Origin of the sequence: Devosia sp. 2618 (assembly GCF_040546815.1) — a bacterium.
Taxonomy (GTDB): Bacteria; Pseudomonadota; Alphaproteobacteria; order Rhizobiales; family Devosiaceae; genus Devosia.
In genome coordinates, this window is sequence record NZ_JBEPOO010000001.1 from 2334433 (window position 1) to 2358888 (window position 24456).

Genomic DNA, 24456 nt, shown 5'->3' on the forward strand with positions numbered 1-24456 from the left:
AACCGATGACGATATATGCGTGGTCGTGATTGTTTGTGATTGACAGTGATGGATGGCCGTGGCCATCTCCCATCAATCATCCAATCTCACTACCTCCGGGAGGAGTCTATATGTCGACCACCGCGCCCAAGCGCCTCGCGAACCTCTGGGACGACGCCAAGGCCGCCGCCATGAGCGAGCCGGAACGCCTCGTCTATCGGTCAAATCTGCTTGGCTCGGACAAGCGCGTGACCAATTATGGTGGCGGCAATACATCCTCCAAAATCATCCAGAAGGACCCGCTGACCGGTCAGGATGTTGAAGTCCTCTGGGTAAAGGGTTCGGGCGGTGACAGCGCATCAATCAAGCTCGATGGTTTCGCCACCCTCTATATGGACAAGCTGCGAGCGCTCAAGGGCCTCTATCGCGGCCTCGAATTTGAAGATGAAATGGTGGGCTACCTTCCCCATGCGACCTTCAACCTGAACCCGCGCGCCGCTTCGATCGACACCCCGCTCCATGCCTATGTGAACCACGCCTTTGTCGATCACATGCACCCCGACGCGATCATCGCGATCGCCGCGTCGAAGAACTCCAAGGAACTCACAAGCCAAATCTTCGGCGACACCATCGGCTGGCTGCCCTGGAAAAAGCCGGGCTTTGAACTGGGCCTGTGGCTGGGCAAATATTGCGAGGAGAACCCCAATTCCAAGGGCCTGATCCTTGAAAGCCACGGCCTCTTCACCTGGGGTGATACGCCGAAGGACTGCTACGAAACCACCATCGGCATCATCAATCAGGCCATCGAGTGGTTTGAGGGTCAGACCGAAGGCAAGACCATTTTTGGTGGGGCAGCGGTGCAGTCGCTGCCCGCCGAGCAGCGCCGCGCCATTGCGGCCAAGCTGATGCCAAAAATCCGAGGCCTGATCTCGGAAGACAGCCATAAGCCGGGCCATTTCGACGACAGCGAGGCCGTGCTGGAATTCGTCAATTCCAAGGACTTGCGGCCGCTGGCGGCGCTGGGCACCTCCTGCCCCGACCATTTCCTGCGCACCAAGATCCGCCCGCTGGTGATCGAATTCGATCCGGCAAATCCCGATGTGGATGCGGTGGTCGCAAAGATCCCCGCGGATATCGCTGCCTATCGGGTCGACTACCAAGCTTATTACGACCGCTGCAAACACGACAATTCGCCCGCCGTTCGCGATCCGAATGCCGTCGTGTATCTGATGCCGGGCGTCGGCATGTTTACCTTCGCCAAGGACAAGGCTACCGCCCGCATTTCCGGCGAGTTCTATGTCAATGCCATCAACGTGATGCGTGGCGCCTCGACGGTCTCGACTTATGTCGGCCTGCCCGAGCAGGAAGCCTTCGACATCGAGTATTGGTTGCTTGAAGAGGCCAAGCTGGCCCGCATGCCCAAGCCAAAATCGCTTGCTGGCAAGATCGCACTCGTCACCGGGGGCGCTGGCGGCATTGGCAAGGCCACCGCCGTGCGCCTCCTGCGTGAAGGCGCCTGCGTCGTCCTCGCCGATATCGATGATAGCGCGCTGGCCAATGCCAATGAGGAACTCTCCAAGGCCTTCGGCGCCGACTTCGTCCGCCCAATTAAGATCAACGTGACGCAGGAAGAGCAGGTTATCGCGGGCTTTGCCCATGCGGTGGTCGAATTCGGCGGCATCGACATTCTGGTTTCCAATGCCGGCCTCGCCTCCTCGGCGCCGATCGAAGAAACGACGCTCGAACTGTGGAACAAGAATATGGACATCCTGTCCACGGGCTATTTCCTCGTCTCCCGCGAGGCCTTCCGCCTGTTCCGCGCGCAAAAGATCGGCGGCAATGTCGTCTTCGTTGCCTCCAAGAATGGCCTTGCCGCTTCGCCAAACGCTTCGGCCTATTGCACCGCCAAGGCCGCCGAAATCCACCTCGCCCGCTGTCTGGCCCTTGAAGGCGCCAGCGAGCAAATCCGCGTCAACACCGTCAATCCAGACGCCGTGCTGCGTGGCTCCAAGATCTGGGCCGGCGAATGGCTTGAGCAGCGCGCCTCGACCTACAAGACCGACAAGGATGGCCTTGAGGAAATGTATCGCGAACGCTCGATGCTCAAGCGATCGGTGTTCCCCGAAGACATCGCCGAAGCGATCTATTTCTTCGCCTCGGACGCTTCAGCGAAATCCACCGGCAACATCATCAACGTAGACGCGGGCAACGCCCAGTCGTTCACGCGGTAGTCAGCATCGGGGAGGTTCTCTCGCCGAAAAAAATAACAAGGCCCCTCACCGCCGCTATGCGGCGACCTCTCCCCCAAAGGGAGAGGTGGGCATCGAGCGCCTCTTCACCTCTCCCTTTGGGGGAGAGGTCGGCCCTCTTGGGCCGGTGAGGGGGCCTTTTCGGTGGAGAGGCCATTCGGGAGGAGCCCCAACATGACCGACAAAATCATCGATCCAGCTGTCGTCGAAGCCGAAAACGCCAAGCATCTGGCGGACCTGAATGTCGACTATGATACCCTCGGCGAGCGCCTGGACCGGCGCGGCATTTCGATTGACGCCATCAAGGCCAAGGTCGCTGCGTTCAACATCGCCGTCCCCTCCTGGGGCGTCGGCACCGGCGGCACACGCTTTGCCCGTTTTCCAGGCAAGGGCGAACCGCGCGACATCTTCGACAAGATCGAAGACTGCGCCGTCATCGCTCAGCTCACCCAGGCCACCAACACCGTTTCCATGCACATCCCATGGGACAAGGCCGACCCCAATCGTCTCCAGCAGGCAGCATCGCGCTTCGGCCTTGGCTTTGACGCGATGAATTCCAACACTTTCTCGGACGCCAAGGGGCAGCTTCAGTCCTACAAGTTCGGCTCGCTTTCGGCGGCCGACGCGGCGACCCGCCAGCAGGCCATCGAGCACAATCTGGAATGCATCGAGATCGGCAAGACCCTCGGCTCCAAGGCCCTGACGATCTGGCTTGGCGACGGCTCCAATTTCCCCGGTCAGGTCAATTTCGCCAACCAGTTCGAGCACTATCTGGACTCAGCCAAGGAAATTTACGCCGCCCTGCCCGATGACTGGCGCGTCTATACCGAACACAAGATGTACGAACCGGCCTTTTACTCCACGGTCGTGCAGGACTGGGGCACCAATTACATCATCGCCAAGGAACTGGGCGACAAGGCCTATTGCCTCGTCGATCTCGGCCACCATGCGCCCAACGTCAATATCGAGATGATCGTCTCCCGCCTGGCCCAGTTCGGCAAGCTTGGCGGTTTTCATTTCAACGACAGCAAATATGGCGACGACGACCTCGACGCTGGCGCCATCGACCCCTACCGCCTGTTCCTCGTCTTCAATGAACTGGTCGATATCGAGACCAATGATGCCGACTTCCATCCGGCCCATATGCTGGACCAATCCCACAACGTCACCGACCCCATCGAGTCGCTGATGCTGTCGGCCAGCGACGTGCAGCGGGCCTATGCGCAGGCTTTGCTGGTAGATCGCGAAGCCCTCAAAGCGGCGCAGGAAAGCAACGACGCATTGGCCGCAACCCAGGCTCTTCGCGTCGCCTACCGCACCGATGTCGAACCAATCCTGGCCATGTCGCGCCTCGACAAAGGCGGCGCCATCGACCTGCTCGGCACCTACCGCGCCGCCGGCTACCGCGCCAAGGTCGCAGATATCCGCCCGGCCGTAGAAGGCGGTTCGGGCGGGATTATCTGAGGACATCTCTTTCTCACCTCTCCCTCCAGGGGGAGAGGTAGACTGTCTTCAGTCGGGTGAGGGGGTCTTCGTCTCGCACCCAGCCCAGAAAAGGCCCCCTCACCCGTCGCTACGCGCCGACCTCTCCCCCAAGGGGAGAGGTGAAGGCCGCTCTACTTCATCGTCGGCATCTGAAACTCGGCCCCGTCCTTGATCCCGCTCGGCCAGCGCGCGGTGACCGTCTTGGTCTTGGTCCAGAACTTGATCCCGTCCGTGCCGTGCTGGTTCAGATCGCCGAACGAGCTCGCCTTCCAGCCGCCGAAGCTGTGATAGGCCAGTGGCACCGGCACCGGCACGTTGATGCCGACCATGCCAACATTGACCCGCGCCGCAAAGTCGCGCGCCGCGTCGCCGTCGCGGGTGAAGATGGCCGTGCCATTGCCATAGGGGTTATCCATGGTCAGCTTCAGCGCCTCCTCATAGGTGGTGGTCCGCACCACGCTGAGCACCGGCCCGAAGATTTCTTCCTGATAGATGTCCATGTCGGCGGTGACATGGTCGAACAGCGTCGGCCCGACGAAATAGCCATTTTCATAGCCCTGCAGGCTAAAGCCGCGCCCATCGACGGCAAGCGTTGCGCCCTGCTCCACGCCCTTTTCGACCAACGCATTGATCCGCTCCTTGGCCGCCTTGGTTATCACAGGACCCATTTCGCTGGCCTTGTCACTCGCTGGACCAACCTTGAGCGCGTCGATACGGGGCTTGAGCGCAGCAACGATCCGATCAGCCGTTTCCGCGCCCACCGGCACAGCCACCGAAACCGCCATGCAGCGCTCGCCAGCCGAGCCGAAGCCTGCGCCCATCAAGGCGTCGGCAGCCTTGTCCATGTCTGCGTCGGGCATGATGATCATGTGGTTCTTGGCGCCGCCAAAGGCCTGCACGCGCTTGCCCTCGCCTGCCGCCGTTGCATAGACGTAGCGGGCAATCGGGGTCGAGCCGACAAAGCTGATCGCCTCGATCTTAGGGTGATGCAGAATGCCATCCACCACCGACTTGCCGCCATGCACGACGTTGAGGATGCCCTTGGGCAGTCCCGCCTCAATAGCCAGCTGCGCCAGCTTGACCGGCACGGATGGGTCGCGTTCGGATGGCTTGAGGATAAACGCATTGCCCGCCGCAATCGCCGGCGACAGCATCCACAGCGGGATCATGGCCGGGAAGTTGAACGGGGTAATCCCCGCGCCGATACCGACCGGTTGGCGCATGGAATACATGTCGATCCCCGGCCCTGCCCCGTCGGTGAATTCGCCCTTGAGCAGATGCGGCGCACCAGCAACAAATTCGGCCACTTCCAGCCCGCGCAGAATGTCGCCCTTGGAGTCTTCCACCGTCTTGCCGTGCTCGGCGCTGAGCAGTTCGGCGAGTTGCTGCATGTCGCGATTGATCAGCGCCACGAAGTTGAAGAACACCCGCGCCCGACGCTGTGGGTTGGTCGCGGCCCAGCCGGGCTGTGCTGCGGCGGCAGAATCCACGGCGGCATCGAGATCGGCCTCGGTCGCCAGCGCCACCCGCGCCTGCACTTCGCCGGTCGCCGGATTGAACACGTCTTGAAACGCGGCGCTATTGCCCGATGTTTCGACGCCGTCGATGAAATGTCCAATGGTGCGCATGGTTCTCTCTCCTTGTTTGACGGCATCATGCGCGCTACGAAGGATGACGTTCAACGCGATAGATTTTGCATCTGTTGTGCGTAGATTATAGTGCGAAGGGTACTCCGATGCCTCAGAGGACCACACATGAACTGGGACGACGCCCGCATTTTCCTCGCCGTAGCCCGTAGCGGCCAGATTCTCGGCGCGGCCAAAACGCTTAATCTCAACCACGCCACCGTCGCCCGCCGCCTCACCGCACTGGAAGTCGCACTCGGCAGCAAGCTGTTCACCCGCAAAACCAACGGCTCCGAACTCTCTGGCGAGGGCGAGCGCTTCCTCGTCCATGCCGAACGCATGGAAAGCGCCATGCTGGCCGCAAGTGAATCTGCCGGCGCCGATAGCGCCATTGAAGGCACCGTGCGCGTCGGCGCGCCGGACGGGTTCGGCGTTGCCTTCCTCGCCCCGCGACTGGGTGAACTCACCGAGCGCCACAAGGGCCTCCGCGTTGAACTGGTCCCGGTTCCCCGCGCCTTTTCGCTATCGCGCCGGGAGGCCGACATCGCCGTCACGTTGGAGCGACCGCGCGAAGGGCGACTGGTCGCCCGCAAGCTGACCGACTACCGGCTGGGCCTCTACGCCGCGCAAAGCTATCTCGACCGCAAGGGCGTCCCTGCCTCGGCCAGCGATCTCGCGCATCATAGCCTCGTCGGCTATGTCGAAGACCTGCTCTATACCGCCTCGCTCGATTACACCGCCGAATTCCTCAAGGGCTGGCGCTCCACCCTAGCCGTGTCCTCGGCCATGGGGCAGACCGAGGCGGTGCGGGCCGGTGCGGGCATCGGCATCCTCCATGCCTTCATGGCTAGCCGCGACGCCGGGCTGGTGCCGATTTTGCCCCAGCACATTGTCACCCGCAGCTATTGGACCGTCGTGCATGAAGACCTGCGCTCCATTCGCCGCGTGGCGCTGGTGGCGGAGTTTCTTGCCGAAATCGTCGGCCGCGACCGCACGATCTTCTAGCTCTCGCCGCGCAGGGGCTTGGTCGCCTCGAGCATCCAGTCGCGAAAGCGCTTGATCTTGGGCGCATTGCGGCGGCTTTCGGGATAGACGAGATAATAGCCCCAGCCCGCCGACGCCAGCAGTGGAAACGGCTGGATCAGTCGCCCCGAGGCAATCTCGTCGCGGAAGAAGGCCGGCGTCAGCATGGCCACGCCACGGCCCGCCATGGCCGCCGCACCCAACAGGCTTTGCAGTCCCAGCATGCTCAATGGCCGTCCCTCGGTCGTGTAGCCCGGCACGCCCGCCGTCGCGAACCACAGATCGAGCCACTCATCCTCCGGATCGAGAACGGGCAGTTTCAGCAAGTCCTCGGGCTTTTTGACGCCCCCGATCGTCTCGGCCAGTTTTGGGCTGAGCAGCGGCGAAAAATCGGCTTTCAGTAGTAAATGCGAGACAATGCCCACCGATTGCGGCGAGGGCAGCGTGCGGATACCGATGTCAAATTGGTCATGCACCAGGTCCACCAGGCCGCTGGAGCTATCCAGCCGCACGGCAATATCGGGATGGGCGATCTGGAACAGGCCAAGGTTCTGCGCCAACCACTGACTGGCAAAGGTCGGCACGGACGTGATGGACAGCAGATTGCTCACCTCGCCGCGCGTGTCGGCGAAAGCGGTGCGCATCAGCTCGAACGCCTGTTCCACCTGCGGCGCCAGTTTGGCTCCGACCTCGCTCAACGCAATCTGGCGAGGCTTGCGCAGGAATAGCGGCGTGCCGACGCGCTCCTCCAAAATCTTGATCTGATAGCTGACCGCTGCCTGGCTCATGCCCAGTTCCTCGGCCGCCCTGGTAAAGCTCAGATGCCGCGCAACGGCCTCGAAGGCCCGCACGGCCGTCAGAGGCGGGAGAGCGCTCATGCATCAAACCTCCTTATGCGTACCCACTGAGCATTAGTTGGATATGGCGCGTAATTCCAGTCATTTTGGCCGCACGAACAATGATGCAGGAGCCATCCTCTATAAGGGTGGTCATAGCCATGACAGCCCTCACCAAGTCCCTCACCACGCCATTTCGCCTCCCGGTGCTGCACTGGCCACGCTTTAACAATTCCGAGCGCAAGCGCCGGCAAACCACGATTGACCTGATCCATTCCTCGCCGCATCTGCTGCGCGATATCGGGGCGACCGAAGGGCGCATGGTGCAGCGGGGGCGGTAGTGCAACGCGCGGCGTCTGGCTGGATTATCGCTTCCACCGTAAGGACGCTGTGCTAGGATTTGTCCTCACGTCCTAAGCATTGTTCAGACCATTCCATGTCCAAAACCACGCCCGCCACTCTCGCCCTCACCAAGGCCGGTGTCGCCTTCGCAACCGCCACCTATGACTACGACCCGGACGCGGACCGCGTTGGGCTGCAGGCGGCTGACGCCATGGGCGTGTCGCCCTCGATCGTCCTCAAGACCTTGATGGCCGAAGTCGATGGCAGGCCGGTTTGCGTCGTCGTGCCGTCGGACGAGGAAGTGAACATGAAAAAGCTGGCGGCCGCGTTCGGCGGCAAGTCGGCCCATATGATGAAGCCGGCCGATGCGGAACGACTGACGGGCTACAAGGTGGGCGGGATCAGCCCGTTTGGGCAGAAGAAGCCGGTGCCTACGGCCGTCGAAGAACTGGCAACGCTGGAGGAGGAGGTCTTCCTCAATGGCGGCCAGCGTGGATTGCAGATCCGGATGAAGCCGGACGATCTGGTAGCGGTGCTTGGTGGGCTGGCGGCGGACTTGATCCGGTAGCGCTTCACCTCTCCCTTGGGGGAGAGGTCGACCCTCTTTGGGGTCGGGTGAGGGGGCCTTTACTGGGTGAGGCGCATGCCAAAGGCCCCCTCACCCGGCGCTACGCGCCGACCTCTCCCCCGAAGGGAGAGGTGAAGAATACCCTCAACAAAAACAGACCCCAGAAAAGACAAAAGGCGCCCAAGTGGACGCCTTCATCTCAAGTCTGATACGGCAGGCTAGTTTCAGTTAGTATAGGTGCCGCGAGCGATGTTCTTGATGTCGCCCTTGGTGATGCCGAGATCATTGAGCTGACGAGCGTCGAGAGCGTTAAGCTCGCGGATCGTGCGCTGATACTGAGCAAACTGTGCGATTTTCTGGCGGATGTTCATTTCGGTTCCCCTTCGTTTGATGACCTCTATGTAGACCCGGCCCGTCGTGATTAGAAGGTGGACTCTGTGCACATCCGTTATGCACTACGTGCAAACAAAAGAGGCAGACCGTTCATATTCGCTTCATGTGACGGGTAATGCCGGGTGCACAATTGGCAGGCATGACCCGGCTCAAGCCATTGCACTTAAAAGAGAAAACGGGCGCCGATTGCTCGGCACCCGCGTTAATCAATTCTTGACCATCTGGTAAAGAGCCATGCGCTAGCGCTGGGTCGGTTCGCGCCCTTCTTCATGCGCGATTCGCCGATCCTCGCGCATTTCAAACCACATGGCGTTCAGAATGGCGAAGCTGCAGGCCAGGCCAACGCCCAAAATCCAGGAAAAATACCACATGAGCGTCTCCTAATAAGCGTTGGGGTTCTTTTCGAGCGACTGCGTCGTCACCGGGCCACGCATCACGCGGAACACCCAGGCGGTGTAGGCGATGATGATGGGTAGGAAGAAGCAGGTCACCAGAAGCATGATGAACAGCGTGAGGTGGCTCGACGAGGCATCCCACAGCGTCAGGCTCGATACTGGCACCGTCGACGACGGCAGCAAAAATGGGAACAACGACAGGCCCGCCGTCGAGACAATGCCGAAGATGGCAGTGCTCGATGCCAGCAGGGTCATCAGGCGCCACCGGGCCTGGAAGCCAATCACCGCCACGAGCAGTCCGACAAAGCCGATTACCGGTGCCGCGATCATCCAGGGATAGATGCCGTAATTGGCCATCCAACCGCCACGCGTCAGTTCCACCGTCTTGGCCAGCGGGTTGATCGCCGCATTGCCGTCGACGACGCTGGTGATGGTGTAGCCATCAATGCCCAGCGCGATCCAAACGCCCGCCAGTGCGAACAGCACGATGGTCGAGATGCCCGCTATGATGCCGTATTGGCGACCGCGAACTGCGAGATCACCCACGGCCCGGCCGGCGATGACGGCAGCACCCTGTGTCACGATCATGCCAAGGCTCACCAGTCCGCACAGCAAGGCGAATGGCGTCAGCAGACCGAAGAAGTTGCCGACATAGAAGGCACGCATGGTGTTATCGAGATGGAATGGTGCACCGAGCAGCACGTTACCGACCGCCACGCCAAAGATCAGCGCCGGCACGAAGCCGCCGACGAACAGGGCCCAGTCCCACACGGCGCGCCAGCGATCATCCTTGATCTTGCCGCGGAACTTGAAGCCGACAGGCCGCAGGATCAGCGCCAGCAGGATCACGATCATCGCCAGATAAAAGCCGGAGAAGCTGACGGCATAGAGTGGCGGGAAGGCCGCAAAGATGGCGCCGCCGCCCAGGATCAGCCACACCTGATTGCCTTCCCAGGTCGGTCCGACCATGTTGAGCAGCACGCGGCGTTCTTCATCGGTGCGGGCGGCGAAAGGCAGCAGCGCGCCGACGCCCATATCGCGGCCACCCATGATGGCAAAGCCGATCAGCAGAACGCCGAGCAGAAGCCACCAGATCAGGCGCAGGGTTTCGTAGTCGAGTGGAATAGTGTTCACGATCCGAGCTCCTTGTTGGCGGGTGTGGCGGGAAGGGCCGCGACGACAAAGTCTTCGTCATCGCCTTCATCGGCAGCGGTAAACAGCTTGTCCTGTGGCCCCGCCTTGATGATCTTGACCATCAGCATGATCATGATGATCAGCAGCACGGAATAGAGCGCCACAAAGAAGCTCAGCGAGATCACGAGGTCCCAGAAATGGAGACCCGACGCGGCATAGAAGGTCGGCAACACGCCCTCTACCACCCAAGGCTGTCGCCCGTATTCGGCGATGAACCAGCCGGATTCGATGGCCACCCATGGCAGCGGCAGCGTCGCAAAGCCGATCCACAGCATGGTCCGGTTGGTGTCCAGCCAGCCGCGTGTGGCGCGGTAGAACCAGACGATGAAGAAGGCGATGAAGAAGAAGCCTAGCCCCATCATGATGCGGAAGGTCCAGAACAGCGGCCATACGTCTGGCACGGTGTCGGCTGCCGCCATCGCGATCTGTTCGTCGGTCGCGTTGCCGACGTCTTCACGATACATCTTGAGCAGCAGGCCATAGCCAAGGTCCGCCCAATGCTCGTCGAACACCTGGCGCGCGGCGGCATTGCTGCCATCGGCCCGGATTTCCTGCAGCGCGTCATAGGCAACCATGCCGGAGCGGATGCGGGTCTGGGCGTGTTCGACGAGTTCGTCGATGCCGGGCAATTGCTGGTCGAGCGAACGCGTGGTGATCAGGCCACCAACCCACGGGATCTGGATCGACCAGGTCGGGGCGCCGCCATCAGGTCCGGGCAGTGCGAAAATGGTCCACGGCGCCGGAGCCGGCTCGGTGTGATAGCTGGCCTCCATGGCCGCGATCTTCATCTTCTGGTGTTCAGTCGCGACATAGCCGCTTTCGTCACCCAGCACGACAACGGACAGCGCCGAAGCCAGACCAAAGCTGGCCGCAACCACCATCGAGCGCTTGGCCAGTTCGACATGCTTGCCGCGCAGCAGGAAGAAGCACGAAACCGCAAAAACGAATACCGCGCCGCAGACATAGCCGGCGCTGACGGTGTGCACGAACTTGGCCTGCGCCACCTGATTGAAGATCACCGCGATAAAGTCGGTCACTTCCATGCGCATGGTGTCGGGGTTGAACTTGGCGCCGACCGGGTTCTGCATCCAGCCATTGGCCACCAGAATCCATAGTGCCGAAAAGTTCGCACCCAGCGCCATCAGCCAAGTCACGACCAGGTGGCCCACCTTGCTCAGGCGTTCCCAGCCAAAGAAAAACAGGCCGATAAAGGTCGCTTCCATGAAGAAGGCCATCAGCCCTTCAATGGCCAGCGGCGCGCCGAACACGTCGCCCACATAATGGCTGTAATAGCTCCAGTTCATGCCGAACTGGAATTCCATCACGATGCCGGTGGCCACGCCCATGGCGAAATTGACGCCGAACAGCGTGCCCCAGAACAGGGTCGCCTTGCGCCAGACCTCACGGCCCGTCATCACATAAACGCTCTCCATGATGGCGATCATCACGGACAGGCCGATAGTCAGCGGTACGAAAATAAAATGATACATGGCGGTGGCGGCGAATTGCCACCGCGAGAGTTCGACAACGGTCATGTCGATCATGGCGCTACTGCCCCTATGGTTGGCAGCGCCCGAGTCGGCGCCGTCACTGGCTACCCTATGCTCTTTGAGCTTCGATCATGCCTTGATTCAGATCAAGGGCATGTCGAGTACGGTGAGATAAAGAACGCGTATGTGCATTTCAGTTGTCGCCGCATACGCCCACCGGCTCCCTTCCCCCTGCGGGGAGGGTACAGTCCGGCACATGCGGAACCCATCATGACCACCACCGACCGCCAGAACGGCAAGACCCTCAGCGGCCTGAGCCGACGCGCCGGACCGTGGCTCCCCTTGGCCATCGGCGCGCCGCTGCTCGGCGGCGCCCTGCTCATCTGGCAAGCCTGGACCCTCGCCGACGTGCTGGGCCGCGCCATCGAATCCGGGGCAGCGCTCGACACGCTGACGCCCGCAATCCTCCTTATTCTCGGCCTGCTGATCACCCGCGCCGCCCTCGCCGCCATCGGTGATCGCGCCGGCACCGCCGCAGCCGAAACCATCAAGCAAAGCGTCCGCGCCGCCTTGTTTGCCAATCTGCTCGCCCGCTCGCCCCGCACCGCCGAGCAACCGCAATCGGGCGCGGCATCGTCCGCCCTCATCGATCAGGTCGAAGCGCTGGATGGATTCTTCGCGCGTTATCTGCCGGCGATGATCCAGGCCACCTTCCTGCCCATCGCCTTTGGAGTGGTCATCTTCCCGGTCGATTGGGTCGCGGGGATCCTGTTCCTCGTCACCGCGCCGCTCATTCCGGTGTTCATGGCGCTGGCCGGTTGGGGCGCACAAATCGCCACCCGCAAGCAGGCCCGTGCTTTGTCGCTGCTCACCGGCCGCTTTGCTGATCGGCTGCGCGGCCTAACCACGCTAAAACTGTTCGGACGTGCCGAGGCAGAAACGGCGGGCATTGTCGCCGCCAGCGACGAGCTGCGCCGCCGCACCCTGCGCGTGTTGCGGATCGCTTTCCTCTCTTCCGCCGTGCTGGAATTCTTCGCGGCGCTCGGCGTCGCCGGGATCGCGCTTTATGTCGGCCTGACCTTCATCGAGTTCCTGCATCTGCGCTCAACGCCGCTGACGCTGGAACTGGGCCTGTTCCTGCTGTTGATGGCGCCCGAGGTCTATAGTCCCCTGCGCCTGCTCGCCTCCCACTATCACGACCGCGCCTCGGCCAAAGCCGCCATCGGCGAAATCGAAGCCCAGCTTGGCCCGCTGTCTTCACCTCTCCCTTTGGGGGAGAGGTCGACCCTCTTGGGTCGGGTGAGGGGGCCTTCCCCAGCATCTAACCAGGAAAAGGCCCCTCTATCTCTCCCCCAAGGACGACGTGAAGCAAACGACGCGTTGGCGGTCACGCTCACCAACCTGACCCTGCGTACGCCCGATCATGCCCGCGTCATTCTAGCCAACACCGCCCTCACCGTCGCTCCCGGCGAGCACATCGCCATTCTCGGCCCCAGCGGCATTGGCAAATCGACCCTGCTCGAAGCCATTGCCCGCCTGCGCGATCATGGCGGCGACATTACCCTTGGCAATCGTCCGCTCGCGGATTTTCCGGAGGCGGAGCTGCGCAACAGCGTCACCATGCTCGGCCAGAAACCGCGCATTTTCGCGGGGTCGCTGGCCTACAATATCGGCCTCGCCCGCCCCGGTGCGTCGACCGAGGACATCCGCCGCGCCGCCGAGCATGCCCATGTCGCAAACTTTGCCGACGCCCTGCCCGACGGGCTCGACACAATGCTGGGCGAAGGTGGCCTCGGCCTTTCCGGCGGTCAGGCGCAGCGCATTGCGCTGGCTCGCATCTACCTGCGCGATCCGGGGCTGATCCTCCTCGATGAACCAACCGCCCATCTCGATGCCGAACTGGAGCAGGATGTGCTCGACGAGCTCAAGCAGTTCGCGCGCGGCCGCACCCTGATCATCGTCACCCATTCGCTCGCCGTCGCGGCGCGGATGGACAAGGCCTGGCGCATTGCTGGCGAGGCGCTGCTGCCCACGCCCCTGCCCGCCCGCAAACGGAGTAACGTCGGATGAAGTCCCTACTGACCTTCCGCGCCCTGTTTGCCAGCCAGTCCAAGGGCTTCCTGCTGGCTTTGCTGCTGTCGCTGATCACGCTCGCGGCAGGCGTCGCGCTGCTCGGCACCTCTGGCTGGTTCATCACCTCCGCCGCGCTCACCACTGCAGGCCTCGCCTTCAATCTCTTCGTGCCTTCGTCGCTGGTGCGCGCTTTCTCGTTCATCCGCATTCTTGCGCGCTATGGCGAACGCCTCGTCGGTCATGACGCCACGTTGCGCCTATTGGCCGATCTGCGCGGCTGGCTGTTTGCCCGCCTGTTCCCGCGCTTGCCCCTCTCCGACCGCAGCCTGCGCCACGGCGATCTCGTCAGCCGCCTCACCGCCGATGTCGATGCGCTCGACACCGCCTTCCTCGTCGCTATAGGCCCCGTCGCCGCTGCCGTCCTGATCGGCGGCTCGCTGACCGGCGTCCTTGCCTGGCTCCTGCCCAGCGCCGCCCTGCTTTATGGCCTCTGCTTTGCTGCCGCTGTCTTGATGGTCCCCGCCGGGCTGGTCCTGATCAGCCGCCGCGCCGGTCGCGATGTTGTTACCCGCGCCGCCGATGCCCGCGCCAGCGTGCTCGACGGTATCGAGGGCCATGCCGATCTCACGGTGTTCGGCGTGCTCGGCTTAGCGCAGGCCGGTTTCGTCGACACTTCCAAGCGTCTCAGCCAAGCCAAGGGCCGCCTCGCCACCCTCACCGGCATCGCCGCCTTCGGCGTGCAGGCTCTAGCCGCCATCGCCCTGGCCGGCTCCATCTATCTTGGCCTCGCGGCCTTCTCTGCCGGTAGTGTCGATGGCCCCGTCCTGGCCGGCCTCCTGCTCGCCATCATGGGCAGCTTCGAGGCCAGCAACGCCATCGTCCGCAGCGTCGGCAAGCTCACGACCTCAATGGCCGCCGCCGAGCGCCTCACCGATATCGCCGAAAGCCCGCTGCGCGTGGTCGATCCGGCCATGCCCGCCGAGTTGCCCGCCGATACCACCATCACTCTGACCGATGTGACCTTCGGCTATGGTGGCCCGCCGGTGCTGAGTAATCTGGACCTGACGGTCAAACCGGGCGAACATGTCGCCATCATCGGCCCCAGCGGTATCGGCAAGTCGAGCCTGCTCACACTGCTCCTGCGGCTGGCCGATCCGCAATTGGGCACGATTTCGCTCGGCGGCGCGCCGCTGGCGACGCTGCAGCAGTCCGATATTCACGCCAGCATGGCGCTCCTCAGCCAGGACAGCCCCCTGTTCAACGACACCATCCGCGCCAATCTGCTGATCGCGCGCGAGGACGCCGATGACGACGCCCTCTGGTCGGCTCTCACTGCCGCTGGCATTGCCGACTTCGTCCGCGCCCTGCCCGGCGGCCTCGATACGCTCATCGGCGAAGGTGGCCGCACGGTCTCAACCGGCCAGGCCCGTCGTCTCTGCCTCGCGCGGGTGTTGCTATCGAACGCAAGCATCCTGCTGCTCGACGAGCCCACAACCGGGCTCGACCGCACCGCCGAACTGGCCTTTTTCGAAACGCTGCGCGTAGCCGCGCGTGGGCGGACGGTAATCGTCGTTACCCACGCCGCGATCCCTGAGGGCACCATGGATCGGGTACTGACAATGCGGAACGGGATGTTGGGGTAGTGCCACGCCCTCGGGGTTCGAGGCTCGTAAGAACTCGCACCTCACCATGAGGGCTACTTTTAGCTCAAGGTTTCAACAGCCCTCATGGTGAGGTGCTTTGCCCTTCGCAAAGCCTCGAACCACGAGGGCGTGGCACAAAGCCTACCCGCAGCGCACCCTCAACCGCGCCACATCCGGCACGGACACATGCCGGTAATTCTCGATCTCGATCACCCCATCCGCCTTGAGCTTGCTCATCTGGCGGCTGACGGTTTCGATGGTCAGGCCAAGGAAGTCGCCGATATCGGCGCGGCTAAGCGGCAGGTCGAAGGTGGTGACTTCCTCCTGCGTCGGATCGATGTGGCTGGCGATGAGATAGAGAAAGCTTGCGACCTTTTCGGCAGCGGTCTTGCGGCCCAGCGTCACCATCCAGTCGCGGGCTTCGTCGAGTTCGCGCAGGGTCTGCAGCATCACGCGATGCTCCAGCGCCGGGTTCTCGCGCACCAACGCTTCCATGGCCGATTTCGGCACCATGCAGAGATCGACGTCGGAGGCCGCTTCGGCCGTCACCCGGCTTTCATTGGCAAACAGCCGCCCCAGCAGATCAGGCGCAAACTGCAGCCCCACCACCTGCTGGCGGCCGTCTTCGAGCACTTTTGACAGCTTGACCACGCCGCGCAGCACATTGCCGTAGCTGGTGATCGGCTCGGCATCGGCGAGCAGTTCGTCGCCTGCTTCATGATGGGTTCGGCGGGTGTGGCGCGACAGCGCGAGCAATTGCTCGGGGGTCAACGCGCCGCAAATCCCCTGATGACGGGACTCGCAACTCTGGCAGAGCACGGGAAGTTCGGAATTGTGAATGTCGTTGCGGACGGGCTGCATGGCAATCGCCTCCTGACGCCCCCGATATAGGCCCGTCCGACCAACAGTTTAACCTGCAGAACTGTCGCAGTGCCATCCTGCCGCACTTGCGACCGGCGCCCGCGCGAAATCGCTCCAGTGAAGCGATTTCAGGTCGCAGGGCCATGAGGGCTAGGCCCGAATGGCCCAGACGCCCAGCAAACTCGATCCGCCTGCCATGCCCTCCTTCGACGAGCCTCGAACCGTCCTGAGTCCGTCGAAGGAGGGCGCGTCGCAAATCCCTCAGTCGTCCACCCTCCCCCTTGAGGGGAGGGAAGCGAGATAGGACTTAGCGTTTGCTAAGTCAGTCAATCGAGCAGGAAGGGGGGTGTCCCTCCGAGAGTGCGGTGCCCGTGACTCACCCCCTCCCTTGATCCCTCCCCTCAAGGGGGAGGGTGTCGACTACGCTTTCTGAACCAAAGCCGCGGTGAGACGATTTCTCGAAATCCCCCCTTGACCTTCCCATCATGGGAACCCTTATATGCTTGAGGACGAGGTAAAACCCATGAACGAACACGTCCATAACAAGCCGATTTCCATCGATATCGAAGGCATGACCTGCGCATCCTGCGTGGCGCGTGTCGAGAAGTCCTTGCTCAAGGTGCCGGGGGTGACGTCGGCTTCGGTCAATCTGGCCACCGAGCGCGCCACCGTGCAACTGAGCGACGCGACCGATACCGACGCGCTGCTCAAGGCCATCGACAAGGCCGGCTATAAGGGCACCGAACGCTCCGACGAGCACCAGCATCACCATGCTGGTCACACCCATCACGATGAAGACGCTGCCGTTCTGCGGCGCGACGTCGCCATCGCGGCGGCCTTTACCCTGCCGGTTTTCGTGCTCGAGATGGGCAGCCATCTCTATATGCCGATGCATCACTGGCTGCTCGGCATGGTGCCCCAGCAGGCGCTCTATATTTTTTACTTCGTGCTGACCAGCATCGTGCTGTTCGTGCCCGGCTGGCGCTTCTTCAAGATCGGCTTCCCCGCCTTGTTCCGCGGTGCGCCGGAAATGAATTCGCTGGTGGCGCTCGGCGCCGGGGCGGCCTGGGCCTATTCCACGGTCGTGACCTTTGCGCCGCAACTGGTGCCGTCCGAAACGCAATTTGTCTATTTCGAAGCCGCCGCCGTCATCGTCACGCTGATACTGGTAGGCCGCTGGCTTGAGGCCCTGTCCAAGGGCCGCACCGGCGAAGCCATTCAGCGACTGGTGCGCGAACAGGCCAAGACGGCCCGCGTCGAGCGCGATGGCAAGCTGATCGAGCTGCCCATCGAGCAGGTCGTGGTCGGCGACGTGATTGCCGTGCGTCCCGGCGAGAAGGTCGCGGTCGATGGCGAAATCACGGATGGTTCCAGCCATGTCGATGAATCCATGATCTCAGGCGAGCCCCTGCCCGTCTCCAAGACCATTGGCTCCAGCGTCGTCGGCGGCACGCTCAACACGTCGGGCAGCTTCAGCTTCCGCGCCACCAAGGTGGGCGGCGACACCATGCTGGCGCAGATCATCCGCATGGTCGAAGAAGCCCAGGGCGGCAAGCTGCCGATCCAGCAGGTGGTCGATCAGATCACCATGTGGTTCGTGCCTGCCGTTATCGGGCTGGCCATCATCACCGCCATCGTCTGGGCCATTTTCGGGCCAGAGCCAGCCTATGTGTTTGGTCTGGTCAACGCCGTCGCCGTGCTGATCATCGCCTGCCCATGTGCCATGGGTCTGGCCACGCCAACCTCGATCATGGTCGGCACCGGCCGCGCGGCCGAGCTGGGTGTGCTGTTCCGCAAGAGCGAGTCCCTGCAGCAGCTGCGTGATGTCGCCGTGGTCGCCTTCGACAAGACCGGCACGCTGACGCAAGGCAAGCCAGCCCTCACCGATCTCATCCTCGATGATGATTTCACCCACGACGAGGTGCTGGCGCTGGTTGCCGCTGTCGAAGCCAAGTCTGAACACCCCATCGCCACGGCCATTGTCGCGGCGGCGGAAAAGGCCGGACTTGCTCTGGGCAAGGTCACCGACTTTGCCTCCCATGCCGGCAATGGCGTCACCGCCCGCGTCGATGGGCGGCTGGTGTCCATCGGCTCGCAGCGCCATCTCAAGCACCTCGATTTCTCGGACTTCAACGCGGCAATCGACAAGCTGGCCAATGAGGGCAAGACGCCCGTGTTTGCCGCCATCGACGACAAGCTGGCCGCCGCCATCGTCGTGGCCGACAGCATCAAGCCATCCAGCAAGGCCGTTATCGCCGCGCTGCACGCAATGGGGCTCAAGACCGCGATGATCTCGGGCGACAATCGTCGCACCGCCGAAGCCATTGCCCGCCAGTTGGGCATCGACGAGGTGCGCGCCGAAGTGCTGCCCGCAGACAAGGTGGCCGCCATCAAGTCGCTGCGTGGCCTGGGCAAGGTCGCCTATGTCGGCGATGGCATCAACGACGCCCCTGCCCTTGCCGAAGCCGATGTCGGCATCGCCGTCGGTACAGGCACCGATGCAGCCATCGAAAGCGCCGACGTGGTGCTGCTCGGTGGCGATCTCAAGGGCGTGCTCAATGCCCTCACCATCAGCCGCGCTACGATGAAAAACATCTGGGAAAACTTGTTCTGGGCGTTCGGCTACAACGTGCTGCTGATCCCGGTTGCTGCCGGCGTCCTCTATCCCGCCTTCGGCATCCTGCTCAATCCAATGATCGGCGCCGGCGCCATGGCGCTCAGCTCGGTCTTTGTGGTGGGCAATGCACAACGCCTGCGGGCGGTGAAAGGAGTGACCCTATGAATATCGGCGAAGCGTCAAACGCCTCGGGCGTCTCGGCCAAGATGATCCGCTATTACGAATCCATCGGCCTTATCCAGGCGCCTCTCCGCACCGGCAGCAACTACCGGGTTTATGGCGCCGACGAGGTGCACGTCCTGCGCTTTGTCAAACGCGCCCGGACCCTGGGCTTTTCGGTGGAAGAAACCTCAACCCTTCTCGGGCTCTGGCAGGACAAGACCCGCGCCAGCGCCGAAGTGAAGGACATTGCAACCGGCCATATCCAGGCGCTCGAAACCAAGATCGACGAACTGCAGGGCATGGTCAAAACCCTCAAGCACCTCGCCCATTGCTGCGGCGGCGACAACCGACCCGACTGCCCGATCCTTGATGATCTGGCCGGCGAATTCCCAATTTCGAAAGGACACTGAAATGAGCGACCAAACCGTTTTCACCGTCAACGACATGACCTGCGGCCACTGCGTCGGCACCGTGCGCAAGGCGCTCGAAGAAGCGCTGCCCGGCGCCGAGATTTCGGTCAACCTGGCAACGCACAAGGTGAGCTTCACCGGCGATCGGGCGGTTGGTGAAGAGGCGATCAAGGAAGCTGGGTATACCCCGGAAGCGGCCTAAGAACAGGATACCCCCACCCCACCTCCCCCTGAAAAGGGGGAGGAGTTCGCCAAGTGGATGAACTAGATCCAGCCACACACCGGCCGGATTCCTCCCCCTTTTCAGGGGGAGGCTAGGTGGGGGTATTCTATTCTTCTTCCCCCATCCCCCTCACACGTCCAACAACGGCACAAACCCACCAAACACCCGCCGCTTCTCATCGCCCGGTGAATTGTCTTCCATCATGCGCGGGTCGTTCATCAGCTTCTCCCAGGCCGCGTCGCGCACCGTCTTGGATGGCCATTCCAGAAACGAGAACACCACCGTTTCGTCGGCCGCCGCGTTCACCGCCTTTTTGAAATCGGTCAGCTTGCCATCGGGCACCATGTCGCCCCACGCATCGACAAACCGGGTCGCGCCCAGCTCGTCAAAGATTGCCGCCTGTCGTTTCAACTGCGCCAGATAGTCGGCCTTGCGCGCGGTTTTCACCGGCAGCAGCGATCCATCGAAATAGCCGGCCTTGCCGCCCGTACCATGGTCGTACAGCGCGTCGAAACTGCCATAGATCATCCGCGCACCGTCAAACGGCATCTTGGCGCCCATGTCCTTCATGCGCGGATCGGCGTTCATCTTGGTATTGGCCGCGTCGGCGGCCGCCTTGTCGGTAAATTCCTGCCAGGAAAAGACGATCTTCTCATCCGGCTTGGCCTGCACGGCGCGGCGGAAATCGGTCACCGTGCCGCTATTGACATCATCTTCCCAGGTATCCACCAACCGGGTGGCGCCGTATGACTTGAACATCTCCACCGAGTCGTCGGCGAAGCCTTTGTAGGCCTGCTTGTTGGCGGCCGGAACCGCCGATACGAAACCAGCAAAATAGGTCATGACAGTCTCCCTTGGCTCCTCCGCCGCCGGACCAGTCCAGCACCAGAAAAGCTCCGCTGGCACTCTGACAGCTAAACGCGTCAGCCCAATGGCAGCGGGATAAAAAGGGAGATTGGTGAGCCTCAACGGCACCAATAGTCCGGCGTCATCAAAGGCTCAGATCGGAAATGCGAGCGATGGCAATTGGTTCCGCGGATTTTTGTCGGCAAGCCCCCCCAAAAAAACAAAGGGCGCCTCGCGGCGCCCTTTGCATAGTCAGCTATTCAGAACAGATCAGAATGGGCTGTCTGGGAAGTAGAACTGGGCAGCGTTTTCCTGGGTGATCAGTGGCGAACCCAGGATATAGGTGCCGCCGACCGGGCCATTGGAGGTGAAGTGCGCCACGGTCACGTCCATTGCGGTCGCGATCTGTGCAGGTGGATACAGCACGTCGACTGGAACCAGCGCATTGCCGTCCATCACGCCCTTGACGATTTCCTTCATGCCGGCGCCGCCAACCACGAACATTTCGCTTTCGCGACCTGCCTGCTTGATGGCTTCGACAACGCCGAGGGTGATGTCGTCGTCCTGTGCCCATACGCCCTTGATGTCGGGGAAGCGCGACAGGAAGTCCTGCATCACTTCAAAGCCGTCATCGCGGTTCCAGTTGGCGAACTTGTTGTCCAGCACGTTGATGCCGGTGCCTTCGATGGCGCCCATGAAGGCGTCGAAGCGTTCGGTGTCGAGCACAGTCGGAATGCCGCGCAGGATGACGATGTTGTCGCCGTCGCCGAGACGGGTCTTCATGTACTCAGCCGAGTTCACGCCCATTTCGGTGTTGTTGCCCGAAACATAGACGTCCTGGATGGTTTCGTCGGTCAGGCCGCGGTCAACCACGGTGATGAACGCGCCGGTCTGCTTGACGGCACGGACTGGCTCGGTCAGTGGCTCGGATTCAAATGGCAGCACGACGAGTGCCTGGATCTGGTGCACCGAAACGAGGTCTTCCAGATCGCTGGCCTGATCGGCTGGGCCGTCGGCGGTCACGATGATGATGTCGATATTTGGATGGGCAGCTTCCAGGCGCTTTTCAGCTTCAGCGGCATGCCAGTTCAGGCCACCCATGAAGCCGTGCGTAGCCGCAGGAATGGAAACGCCAATCTTGATCTTGTCCTGCGCAACGGCTGCGCCGGCTAGAGCGCTCGTGACCAACAGGCCCAGTGCAATTGCCTTCAAAGACATATTTAGTCCTCCCTACCAATGTTTGGCGTCTGACGCGACGCCGGTGATCCCGCCCCTTTCGAGGGACGTGGAATTTCTGTGTTTGATTAGTCAGCCTTCTTGCGACGGCCGCGGAGCGAACCGCGCTGCAGGTAGACTGCTGCGATGATGATCACGCCCTGCACTGCCCCGTTGAGGTAGTTCGAGATGATCTCGGTCAGGTTCAGAATATTGCCGATCGAGGTGAGGATCAGGGCGCCAATCACCGTGCCGCCGATGCGACCGAAGCCGCCCTTGAGCATGGTGCCGCCGATGATCACGGCCGCAATGGCTTCGAGTTCCCACAGCACGCCGGTGGCCGACGAGGCCGAACCCAGACGCGGCACATAGATGATGGTGGCCAGCGATACGCACAGACCCTGCAGAATGTAGGTGGCGGTGCGGACGCGGTCGACCTTGATCGCCGAATAGCGGGCCACGTGTTCGTTGGAGCCGATGGCCATACAGTAGCGGCCGAAGGCGGTGCGGTTCATCAGCACCCAGCCAAGGATGGCGACGAAAATGAACACCCAGACCGGGAACGGAATGCGCAGGAAGCTGTCGTAATAGACCGGGCGATAGATTTCGCGGGCGGCGTTGTTGAGCGACAGCGTGCCGCCATCGGCAAAGTAGGTCACGAGCGAGCGATAAATGCCCATGGTGCCCAGCGTCACGATGAAGGCTTCGATCTTGGCCTTGGTGGTGAGGAACCCGTTGATGAAACCGGCACCAATGCCCAGGATCAGCGAACAGCCGATGCCCAGCAGCACCGTCCACACAGAGGCGCCCATCGCCCCGACAGCGCCGTTCATGATGATGATCATCACGCCGGCGATGAAGGCTGCCATCGAGCCAACCGACAGATCGATGCCGCCGGCGGTGATGACGAAGGTGGCGCCCACCGCGATGATGCCGATAAAGGCCGAGCGGGTCAGGATGTTGGTGATATTGCCTTCATTGAGGAAGGCGGGATTGAGCGAATAGCCCAGAACCACCAGCAAGATCAGAGCGAGCAGCGGGCCCGCAGTCTTGAGGTCGATCCGAAACCCCTTGGAAGGCTTTGCAGCCTCATGCGCTGATACGCTCATTGTCCCCACCCTGCTTGATGCCTGCGGCGTACCGCATAATTTCTGATTCAGTGATTTCGGCGCCTTCGAGCTTTCCAGCCAGGCGTCCGTTGCGCATCACCAGCACGCGATGGCTCAGCCCGATCACTTCCTGCATCTCCGATGAGATCAGAATGATCGACTTACCCTCGGCGGCCAGCGCCGCGATGATGTGATAAATCTGCTGCTTGGTGCCGACATCGATGCCGCGCGTCGGCTCATCCATGATGATGATGTCCGGTTCGGCTTCCATGGTCTTGCCCAGCATCAGCTTTTGCTGATTGCCGCCTGACAGTTGGCCAACGCGCACCGAGGTGTCGCGGGCCCGAATGTCGAAGCGGCGCGTCGCGCGCTCCATCGCATCGGCTTCGCTCTTGCTGTCGAGGAAAATGCCGCGCAGATGCTTCTTGATGGTCAACAGAGTGAGGTTTGGCTGCAGGCCAATATTGAGCAGCAGCCCCCGGCCCTTGCGGTCCTTGGTCATATAGGCCAGGCCCGCATCGACCGACTTGCCGACATCGGTGAAGTTGACCGGCTTGCCCTCGACTTCGATATCGCCTTCGGTCTTGAGGTTCAGCCCGACAATGGCCTCGGCCACCGCCGTCCGGCCCGAACCGATCAGACCGGCAAAACCCAGGATTTCGCCCCGGCGCAGGTCAAACGACATGTCCTGCACGCCCGGCGCCTTGAGGCCACGCACCGACAGCACCACTGGCGCGTCGACATCGGGTTCATGCTTGGGCGGATAGAGATTGGAGAGTTCGCGGCCCACCATCATCTGCGCGATGGAGTCGGGCGTCAGTGCTTCTGTGCTGACCGTGGCGATCAGCTGGCCGTCGCGCAGTACGGTGACGCGCTGGGCCAGTTCCATGATTTCATCGAGCTTGTGGCTGATGAAGATCACTGCCACCCCACGCGCGGTGAGGCGGCGGATTTGCTCGAACAGGGTCGCCGTTTCGCCGACAGACAAGACCGCAGTCGGCTCGTCCATGATCAGCACGCGCGCATCGCGGCTGATGGCCTTGGCGATTTCCACCATCTGCTTGTCGGCGACCGACAGCGTATTGATGCGTGCCTCCGGATCGACATGCACATGCAGCGTTTCCATCACATCGACGGCGCGCTTGCGCATTTCCTTGAGGTCGAGAAAGCCATATTTCTTGATCTCGCGACCAAGGAAGATCGAGTCCGCCACGGTCAGGTGCTCGGCCAGGTTCAGTTCCTGATGAATAAGCACAATGCCCATAGCCTCGGCTTCGCCATTGGGCGGCAGCACGACATTTTGGCCATCATAGGTGATCGTCCCGGAGGTCGGCTGTTCGATGCCGGAGAGGATCTTGATCAGGGTGGATTTGCCGGCACCGTTTTCACCGATGATGGCATGAACTTCGCCGGGCTTGATGTCGAAGTCGACACTGAAAAGAACCGGAATCTCGCCGAAAGATTTGGAAATCCTGTTTGCAGACAGGATGGACGGCGCAGGCGTGCCTTCGGCACTGGTCATCTTTGAAGCCCCTCCCCAAGACGCGGCCAGTTCCCCTGGCTCTGCGTCCGTTGATCCACGATGTAAAGGTTTTCATGATTGATGTAAAGGTTTACACAAACGGAAAAGGGTATAAGCCTATCGAGGGGGTCTGGCGCGGTTTGCGGCATCTGCTACAGGCAGGGACGCGGGCGCCAGAGGGCGTGCGGAGCTTAGG

General features: G+C 62.0%; 21 protein-coding genes. 10 read left to right on the plus strand and 11 right to left on the minus strand.

The window, feature by feature from the left end; all coding sequences use genetic code 11:
- Nucleotides 1-110 precede the first annotated feature (110 nt).
- Complete coding sequence (locus tag ABIE28_RS11780; RefSeq protein WP_354063135.1) at nucleotides 111-2210, plus strand: bifunctional rhamnulose-1-phosphate aldolase/short-chain dehydrogenase; 2100 nt, start codon at nucleotides 111-113, stop codon at nucleotides 2208-2210.
- A 192-nt stretch (nucleotides 2211-2402) separates the two neighbouring features.
- A complete protein-coding gene (rhaI, locus tag ABIE28_RS11785; RefSeq protein ID WP_354063137.1) occupies nucleotides 2403-3692 on the plus strand; it encodes an L-rhamnose catabolism isomerase in 1290 nt (429 codons plus the stop codon).
- Nucleotides 3693-3844: 152 nt separating this feature from the next.
- Here the strand turns inward: rhaI and ABIE28_RS11790 are convergent, their stop codons facing one another.
- On the minus strand, nucleotides 3845-5341 hold the full coding sequence (locus ABIE28_RS11790) for a CoA-acylating methylmalonate-semialdehyde dehydrogenase (RefSeq protein WP_354063139.1): 1497 nt from the start codon (nucleotides 5339-5341) through the stop codon (nucleotides 3845-3847).
- A 126-nt stretch (nucleotides 5342-5467) separates the two neighbouring features.
- On the opposite strand from ABIE28_RS11790, the gene ABIE28_RS11795 reads away from it, so the two are divergent.
- The gene (locus ABIE28_RS11795) at nucleotides 5468-6343 is read left to right on the plus strand and encodes a LysR family transcriptional regulator (protein WP_354063141.1); all 876 of its coding nucleotides are present in this window, start codon (nucleotides 5468-5470) and stop codon (nucleotides 6341-6343) included.
- On the opposite strand, the gene ABIE28_RS11800 is transcribed toward ABIE28_RS11795, so the two are convergent.
- Nucleotides 6340-7239, minus strand: a complete 900-nt coding sequence (locus ABIE28_RS11800; RefSeq protein WP_354063143.1) for a LysR substrate-binding domain-containing protein — start codon at nucleotides 7237-7239, stop codon at nucleotides 6340-6342. The two genes, ABIE28_RS11795 and ABIE28_RS11800, sit on opposite strands and share 4 nt — an antisense overlap.
- A 119-nt stretch (nucleotides 7240-7358) precedes the next feature.
- Between ABIE28_RS11800 and ABIE28_RS11805 the strand changes: the two genes are divergently transcribed.
- Both ABIE28_RS11805 and ybaK read left to right on the plus strand, forming a co-directional pair.
- Nucleotides 7359-7538 carry a hypothetical protein gene (locus ABIE28_RS11805; protein ID WP_354063145.1) on the plus strand — a complete coding sequence of 60 codons (180 nt, stop codon included), beginning with the start codon at nucleotides 7359-7361 and terminating at the stop codon, nucleotides 7536-7538.
- Between the two features lie 95 nt (nucleotides 7539-7633).
- Entirely contained in the window at nucleotides 7634-8107 is a 474-nt protein-coding gene (ybaK, locus tag ABIE28_RS11810) for a Cys-tRNA(Pro) deacylase (protein WP_354063147.1), read from the plus strand.
- A 224-nt stretch (nucleotides 8108-8331) separates the two neighbouring features.
- Here the strand turns inward: ybaK and ABIE28_RS11815 are convergent, their stop codons facing one another.
- The 4 genes from ABIE28_RS11815 to ABIE28_RS11830 all read right to left on the minus strand — a co-directional run bounded on the left by ABIE28_RS11815 (nucleotide 8332) and on the right by ABIE28_RS11830 (nucleotide 11630).
- Nucleotides 8332-8478, minus strand: coding sequence for a DUF1127 domain-containing protein (locus tag ABIE28_RS11815; protein ID WP_354063149.1), 147 nt, complete (start codon nucleotides 8476-8478; stop codon nucleotides 8332-8334).
- A 261-nt stretch (nucleotides 8479-8739) separates the two neighbouring features.
- Complete coding sequence (gene cydX, locus ABIE28_RS11820) at nucleotides 8740-8871, minus strand: cytochrome bd-I oxidase subunit CydX (RefSeq protein WP_354063151.1); 132 nt, start codon at nucleotides 8869-8871, stop codon at nucleotides 8740-8742.
- Nucleotides 8872-8880: 9 nt separating this feature from the next.
- Nucleotides 8881-10029 carry a cytochrome d ubiquinol oxidase subunit II gene (cydB, locus tag ABIE28_RS11825; RefSeq protein WP_502913384.1) on the minus strand — a complete coding sequence of 383 codons (1149 nt, stop codon included), beginning with the start codon at nucleotides 10027-10029 and terminating at the stop codon, nucleotides 8881-8883.
- On the minus strand, nucleotides 10026-11630 hold the full coding sequence (locus ABIE28_RS11830; RefSeq protein WP_354066443.1) for a cytochrome ubiquinol oxidase subunit I: 1605 nt from the start codon (nucleotides 11628-11630) through the stop codon (nucleotides 10026-10028). The genes cydB and ABIE28_RS11830 overlap by 4 nt, the downstream gene beginning before the upstream one ends.
- A 219-nt stretch (nucleotides 11631-11849) precedes the next feature.
- Between ABIE28_RS11830 and cydD the strand changes: the two genes are divergently transcribed.
- Together cydD and cydC are read left to right on the plus strand one after the other, a co-directional pair.
- Nucleotides 11850-13649 carry a thiol reductant ABC exporter subunit CydD gene (gene cydD, locus ABIE28_RS11835; RefSeq protein ID WP_354063153.1) on the plus strand — a complete coding sequence of 600 codons (1800 nt, stop codon included), beginning with the start codon at nucleotides 11850-11852 and terminating at the stop codon, nucleotides 13647-13649.
- A complete protein-coding gene (cydC, locus tag ABIE28_RS11840; RefSeq protein ID WP_354063155.1) occupies nucleotides 13646-15295 on the plus strand; it encodes a thiol reductant ABC exporter subunit CydC in 1650 nt (549 codons plus the stop codon). Before cydD ends, cydC begins: the two co-directional genes overlap by 4 nt.
- 141 nt (nucleotides 15296-15436) lie before the next feature.
- Here the strand turns inward: cydC and ABIE28_RS11845 are convergent, their stop codons facing one another.
- On the minus strand, nucleotides 15437-16156 hold the full coding sequence (locus ABIE28_RS11845; protein ID WP_354063157.1) for a Crp/Fnr family transcriptional regulator: 720 nt from the start codon (nucleotides 16154-16156) through the stop codon (nucleotides 15437-15439).
- 523 nt (nucleotides 16157-16679) lie between these two features.
- Here ABIE28_RS11845 and ABIE28_RS11850 point away from each other — a divergent pair.
- The 3 genes from ABIE28_RS11850 to ABIE28_RS11860 are packed head-to-tail and all read left to right on the plus strand — an operon-like array spanning nucleotide 16680 to nucleotide 19547.
- On the plus strand, nucleotides 16680-18938 hold the full coding sequence (locus ABIE28_RS11850) for a heavy metal translocating P-type ATPase (RefSeq protein WP_354063159.1): 2259 nt from the start codon (nucleotides 16680-16682) through the stop codon (nucleotides 18936-18938).
- Nucleotides 18935-19345 carry a Cu(I)-responsive transcriptional regulator gene (gene cueR / locus ABIE28_RS11855; protein ID WP_354063161.1) on the plus strand — a complete coding sequence of 137 codons (411 nt, stop codon included), beginning with the start codon at nucleotides 18935-18937 and terminating at the stop codon, nucleotides 19343-19345. The genes ABIE28_RS11850 and cueR overlap by 4 nt, the downstream gene beginning before the upstream one ends.
- 1 nt (nucleotide 19346) lies before the next feature.
- Nucleotides 19347-19547 (plus strand): heavy-metal-associated domain-containing protein, encoded by a 201-nt coding sequence (locus ABIE28_RS11860; RefSeq protein WP_354063163.1) that lies wholly within the window; start codon nucleotides 19347-19349, stop codon nucleotides 19545-19547.
- Between the two features lie 150 nt (nucleotides 19548-19697).
- On the opposite strand, the gene ABIE28_RS11865 is transcribed toward ABIE28_RS11860, so the two are convergent.
- The 4 genes from ABIE28_RS11865 to ABIE28_RS11880 form a co-directional block, all read right to left on the minus strand.
- Nucleotides 19698-20411: a DUF1428 domain-containing protein gene (locus ABIE28_RS11865; RefSeq protein WP_354063164.1), complete on the minus strand. Its 714-nt coding sequence runs from the start codon at nucleotides 20409-20411 to the stop codon at nucleotides 19698-19700.
- Nucleotides 20412-20684: 273 nt separating this feature from the next.
- Entirely contained in the window at nucleotides 20685-21632 is a 948-nt protein-coding gene (locus tag ABIE28_RS11870; protein WP_354063166.1) for a substrate-binding domain-containing protein, read from the minus strand.
- 86 nt (nucleotides 21633-21718) lie between these two features.
- Nucleotides 21719-22738 (minus strand): ABC transporter permease, encoded by a 1020-nt coding sequence (locus ABIE28_RS11875; RefSeq protein ID WP_354063168.1) that lies wholly within the window; start codon nucleotides 22736-22738, stop codon nucleotides 21719-21721.
- Entirely contained in the window at nucleotides 22719-24260 is a 1542-nt protein-coding gene (locus ABIE28_RS11880) for a sugar ABC transporter ATP-binding protein (protein WP_354063170.1), read from the minus strand. The genes ABIE28_RS11875 and ABIE28_RS11880 overlap by 20 nt, the downstream gene beginning before the upstream one ends.
- Nucleotides 24261-24456: the final 196 nt, after the last annotated feature.

Bases quoted from the DNA above. Each gene is read 5' to 3' on its own strand.
- ABIE28_RS11780 (WP_354063135.1), top strand. From the start codon at position 111: ATGTCGACCACCGCGCCCAAGCGCCTCGCGAACCTCTGGGACGACGCC.
- rhaI (WP_354063137.1), top strand. From the start codon at position 2,403: ATGACCGACAAAATCATCGATCCAGCTGTCGTCGAAGCCGAAAACGCC.
- ABIE28_RS11790 (WP_354063139.1), bottom strand. From the start codon at position 5,341: ATGCGCACCATTGGACATTTCATCGACGGCGTCGAAACATCGGGCAAT.
- ABIE28_RS11795 (WP_354063141.1), top strand. From the start codon at position 5,468: ATGAACTGGGACGACGCCCGCATTTTCCTCGCCGTAGCCCGTAGCGGC.
- ABIE28_RS11800 (WP_354063143.1), bottom strand. From the start codon at position 7,239: ATGAGCGCTCTCCCGCCTCTGACGGCCGTGCGGGCCTTCGAGGCCGTT.
- ABIE28_RS11805 (WP_354063145.1), top strand. From the start codon at position 7,359: ATGACAGCCCTCACCAAGTCCCTCACCACGCCATTTCGCCTCCCGGTG.
- ybaK (WP_354063147.1), top strand. From the start codon at position 7,634: ATGTCCAAAACCACGCCCGCCACTCTCGCCCTCACCAAGGCCGGTGTC.
- ABIE28_RS11815 (WP_354063149.1), bottom strand. From the start codon at position 8,478: ATGAACATCCGCCAGAAAATCGCACAGTTTGCTCAGTATCAGCGCACG.
- cydX (WP_354063151.1), bottom strand. From the start codon at position 8,871: ATGTGGTATTTTTCCTGGATTTTGGGCGTTGGCCTGGCCTGCAGCTTC.
- cydD (WP_354063153.1), top strand. From the start codon at position 11,850: ATGACCACCACCGACCGCCAGAACGGCAAGACCCTCAGCGGCCTGAGC.
- cydC (WP_354063155.1), top strand. From the start codon at position 13,646: ATGAAGTCCCTACTGACCTTCCGCGCCCTGTTTGCCAGCCAGTCCAAG.
- ABIE28_RS11845 (WP_354063157.1), bottom strand. From the start codon at position 16,156: ATGCAGCCCGTCCGCAACGACATTCACAATTCCGAACTTCCCGTGCTC.
- ABIE28_RS11850 (WP_354063159.1), top strand. From the start codon at position 16,680: ATGAACGAACACGTCCATAACAAGCCGATTTCCATCGATATCGAAGGC.
- cueR (WP_354063161.1), top strand. From the start codon at position 18,935: ATGAATATCGGCGAAGCGTCAAACGCCTCGGGCGTCTCGGCCAAGATG.
- ABIE28_RS11860 (WP_354063163.1), top strand. From the start codon at position 19,347: ATGAGCGACCAAACCGTTTTCACCGTCAACGACATGACCTGCGGCCAC.
- ABIE28_RS11865 (WP_354063164.1), bottom strand. From the start codon at position 20,411: ATGACCTATTTTGCTGGTTTCGTATCGGCGGTTCCGGCCGCCAACAAG.
- ABIE28_RS11870 (WP_354063166.1), bottom strand. From the start codon at position 21,632: ATGTCTTTGAAGGCAATTGCACTGGGCCTGTTGGTCACGAGCGCTCTA.
- ABIE28_RS11875 (WP_354063168.1), bottom strand. From the start codon at position 22,738: ATGAGCGTATCAGCGCATGAGGCTGCAAAGCCTTCCAAGGGGTTTCGG.
- ABIE28_RS11880 (WP_354063170.1), bottom strand. From the start codon at position 24,260: ATGACCAGTGCCGAAGGCACGCCTGCGCCGTCCATCCTGTCTGCAAAC.